Origin of the sequence: Geobacillus sp. (assembly GCF_017515625.1) — a bacterium.
GTDB lineage: Bacteria > Bacillota > Bacilli > Bacillales > Anoxybacillaceae > Geobacillus > Geobacillus stearothermophilus.
Genome location: NZ_JAFWFM010000087.1, coordinates 1 through 4,097, shown reverse-complemented (window position 1 = coordinate 4,097; position 4,097 = coordinate 1). Strand labels below are relative to the sequence as shown.

The following is a 4,097-nucleotide window of genomic DNA, read 5'->3' as shown; positions in this document are numbered from 1 at the left end:
CAGCCGTGGCCGCGAAGCGCACCCTAGGTCTGTAAGATATCCACAAAACTAAAAAAGGATGTAAGGGATTTTGTCGAAAAATATTTTTTGGACACCCCTGAGGGGCCGAAAAGCCTTGATACATCAACATTTCTAGAGGGAGGCGTTTTTATGTTTCGCATTGGTGATGTGGAAATTCAAAACCGTGTCGTCCTTGCGCCGATGGCAGGCGTGTGCAATTCGGCTTTCCGCCTGACCGTAAAGGAGTTCGGCGCCGGTCTTGTATGCGCAGAGATGGTGAGCGATAAAGGAATCGTATACAACAATGAAAAGACGTTAAATATGCTCTATATCGACGAACGCGAAAAGCCGCTCAGCTTGCAAATTTTCGGCGGTGAAAAGGAAACACTTGTCAAAGCAGCGAAATTTGTCGACAAAAATACAAATGCCGATATTATCGACATCAACATGGGCTGCCCAGTGCCGAAAATTACGAATTGCGATGCCGGAGCGAAATGGCTCCTCGACCCGAACAAAATTTACGATGTCGTCGCCGCCATTGTCGACGCCGTCGAAAAACCCGTCACGGTCAAGATGCGAATCGGTTGGGATGACCAACATATTTACGCTGTTGAAAACGCCCAAGCGGTCGAACGCGCCGGCGGCAAAGCCGTCGCCGTCCATGGACGGACAAGGGTGCAAATGTATGAAGGGAAGGCGAATTGGGACATCATTAAGCAAGTCAAAGAGGCCGTCAACATTCCAGTCATCGGAAACGGTGATGTCAAAACGCCGCAGGATGCCAAGCGGATGCTCGAAGAAACTGGGGTTGACGGCGTGATGATCGGGCGGGCGGCGCTCGGCAACCCGTGGATGATTTATCGCACAGTCCGCTATTTAGAAACAGGGGAGCTCATTCCCGAACCGACCCCAAGGGAAAAAATCGATGTCTGCCTGCTGCACTTGGACCGTCTGATCGCCCTTAAAGGCGAGTATATTGCGGTGAAAGAAATGCGCAAGCACGCGGCTTGGTATTTAAAAGGCATCCGCGGGGCGGCGAAAATCCGCAACGCCATCAACGAGTGCGAGACGCGGGACGAATTGGCCGCGCTCTTGCTTCAAGTCGCCGAAGAAGCGGAAAGCCGGGCGGCGAACGCCGAAGCCGTTTAACGGATTTCCGAAAGAAGTCTCCCACCTCAAGGAACGCGAAGGGTGTAACCCAGTGAGTAAGTGGGAGATGAATATTGGTTGGCGTTAGCCAACGAATAGGATAGAATATGGCTAGAACGGACACCTTCGGAACGAAGGGAAGCGTAAAGGGTTCTGGTGTGTGGCTTACCGTTCGGCGAACACGCACAAGTCGCTTGAAGCCTTCACCTCTAAGCGAAGCGTAGGTGGCGGGTAGTTCACACAACGGAGATGACGTTCGTGCAGCGGAAGACTGCCAGCGGGTGCTGGCAGTATTTTTCGTAAAAAATCGCTAAATGGAGTGAATGAGGTATGAGCCATGAAGAATTGAACGACCAATTGCGCGTCCGCAGGGAAAAGCTGAAAAAAATTGAGGAATTGGGTGTCGATCCGTTTGGCAAACGGTTCGAGCGCACGCATAAAGCGGAAGAGCTGTTTGAACTGTATGGAGATTTGTCAAAAGAGGAACTCGAAGAGCAACAAATCGAAGTCGCCGTCGCCGGCCGCATCATGACAAAGAGAGGCAAGGGAAAAGCGGGCTTTGCTCACATCCAGGACGTGACGGGACAAATTCAAATTTACGTCCGCCAAGACGATGTTGGCGAACAGCAATACGAGCTGTTTAAAATCTCCGACCTCGGCGACATCGTCGGCGTGCGCGGCACGATGTTTAAAACAAAGGTCGGCGAACTTTCGATCAAAGTATCGTCGTATGAATTTTTAACAAAAGCGCTGCGTCCGCTGCCGGACAAATACCACGGCTTAAAAGATATCGAGCAGCGCTACCGCCAACGCTACCTCGATTTAATTATGAATCCGGAGAGCAAAAAGACGTTCATCACCCGCAGTCTCATTATTCAATCGATGCGTCGCTATCTTGACAGCCATGGCTACTTAGAAGTCGAAACACCGATGATGCACGCCGTAGCAGGCGGTGCGGCGGCGCGCCCGTTCATTACGCATCATAATGCGCTCGATATGACGCTGTATATGCGGATCGCCATCGAGCTGCATTTGAAACGGCTCATCGTCGGCGGCTTGGAAAAAGTGTATGAAATCGGGCGCGTTTTCCGGAATGAAGGCATTTCCACCCGCCATAACCCGGAGTTTACGATGCTCGAATTGTACGAGGCGTATGCCGACTTCCGCGATATCATGAAATTAACGGAGAACTTGATCGCTCATATTGCCACGGAAGTGCTTGGCACAACAAAAATCCAGTACGGCGAACATCTTGTCGACTTGACGCCTGAATGGCGGCGCCTCCATATGGTCGATGCGATCAAGGAATATGTCGGCGTCGATTTCTGGCGGCAGATGAGCGACGAAGAGGCGCGGGAGCTGGCCAAAGAACACGGTGTCGAAGTCGCGCCGCACATGACGTTCGGCCATATCGTCAATGAATTTTTTGAACAAAAAGTAGAGGATAAACTGATCCAACCGACGTTCATTTACGGCCACCCGGTCGAAATCTCGCCATTAGCCAAGAAAAACCCAGACGACCCGCGCTTTACCGATCGGTTTGAGCTGTTCATCGTCGGGCGCGAACATGCGAACGCCTTTACGGAACTAAACGACCCGATCGATCAGCGTCAACGGTTTGAGGAGCAGCTGAAGGAGCGCGAACAAGGAAACGATGAAGCGCACGAAATGGACGAAGATTTCCTCGAAGCGCTCGAATACGGCATGCCGCCGACGGGCGGACTCGGGATCGGGGTCGACCGGTTAGTCATGCTTTTGACCAATTCACCGTCCATTCGCGATGTATTGCTCTTCCCGCAAATGCGCCATAAATAACCACGATCGTCCCCTGTTGCGAACAACGGCAGGGGACAGTTTGTTATGAGAACTCGATTCAAGAAAAAGCCGGCTGCTGCCAGCCCCTAAGAAGGCCGGTGAAAAACAACGGATTCGTTTGGTTTTTGAGAAATCGAAAGGAACGAAGTTATAGTGTTGCAAAGTTTCTCAATTTGCCGCCCGTCCTAGACAAATGGAAAGATCTAAACCGGAAAATCGTTGATCATTACTATCGTCTTGGCAAATCATATTTGCATCATACACCACTCGCATTTGCCTATAAAACGTACCAACGATAATTTTCGTTCGACGATTGACTTTTAGTCATAGAATGTATATAATGAGCAATGTTGTTTTTGAGAACAAAACAAAAAACGAAATGAGTTGACAAGCTTTCTTCAGGTGTTATATTATGATAGCACGTGAGACGTCAATAATGACGAACAAAAGGATATTGACAAGCAAACAAATTTGGTTATAATATAACTTGTCTGTTCTGTTGACTGCCTAGTGATGATAGCGGAGGGGAAACACCCGTTCCCATCCCGAACACGGAAGTTAAGCCCTCCAGCGCCGATGGTAGTTGGGGCCAGCGCCCCTGCGAGAGTAGGTCGTCGCTAGGCAACAGCGTGGAGGATTAGCTCAGCTGGGAGAGCACTTGCCTTACAAGCAAGGGGTCGGCGGTTCGATCCCGTCATCCTCCACCATTTATATACCATGAGCCATTAGCTCAGTAACGAGCGTTGCATCTTCGAGTTCGCTGCGAGTTGCCCCGACGCACTTGACTTCTTCGAATAAGCTTGTAGAGGAAGGGGCAGGTAGAGTGAAATGAAGCTTAGAGTGTATACCCAACCATGAGCCATTAGCTCAGTAGGTAGAGCAACGAGCGTTGCATCATCGAGTTTGCTGCGAGTTGTCCCGACGCATCTTGCATCTTCGAATACGCTAGCAGAGGAAGGGACATCGTTCGCTGTGAGTGTATACCCAACCATGAGCCATTAGCTCAGTAGGTAGAGCATCTGACTTTTAATCAGAGGGTCGGAGGTTCGAGTCCTCCATGGCTCACCACCAACTATATATTTGCGGGTGTGGCGGAATTGGCAGACGCGCTAGATTCAGGGTCTAGTGCCCTT

Annotated in this window: 2 protein-coding genes, 2 tRNA genes and 1 rRNA gene; all 5 read left to right on the top strand. The window is 50.5% G+C overall.

Annotation, left to right across the window (positions count from 1 at the left end; all coding sequences use genetic code 11):
• The first annotated feature begins 150 nt into the window (after positions 1-150).
• The 5 genes from dusB to IKE44_RS05555 all read left to right on the top strand — a co-directional run bounded on the left by dusB (position 151) and on the right by IKE44_RS05555 (position 4,032).
• Positions 151-1,149, top strand: coding sequence for a tRNA dihydrouridine synthase DusB (gene dusB, locus IKE44_RS05575; RefSeq protein WP_033008953.1), 999 nt, complete (start codon positions 151-153; stop codon positions 1,147-1,149).
• Between the two features lie 330 nt (positions 1,150-1,479).
• A complete protein-coding gene (lysS, locus tag IKE44_RS05570) occupies positions 1,480-2,964 on the top strand; it encodes a lysine--tRNA ligase (protein WP_287465262.1) in 1,485 nt (494 codons plus the stop codon).
• Positions 2,965-3,470: 506 nt separating this feature from the next.
• A 5S ribosomal RNA gene (gene rrf / locus IKE44_RS05565) occupies positions 3,471-3,587 on the top strand.
• An 8-nt stretch (positions 3,588-3,595) separates the two neighbouring features.
• Positions 3,596-3,671: transfer RNA gene (locus tag IKE44_RS05560), tRNA-Val, on the top strand.
• A 285-nt stretch (positions 3,672-3,956) separates the two neighbouring features.
• Positions 3,957-4,032 (top strand) — tRNA-Lys (locus IKE44_RS05555).
• Positions 4,033-4,097 lie beyond the last annotated feature (65 nt).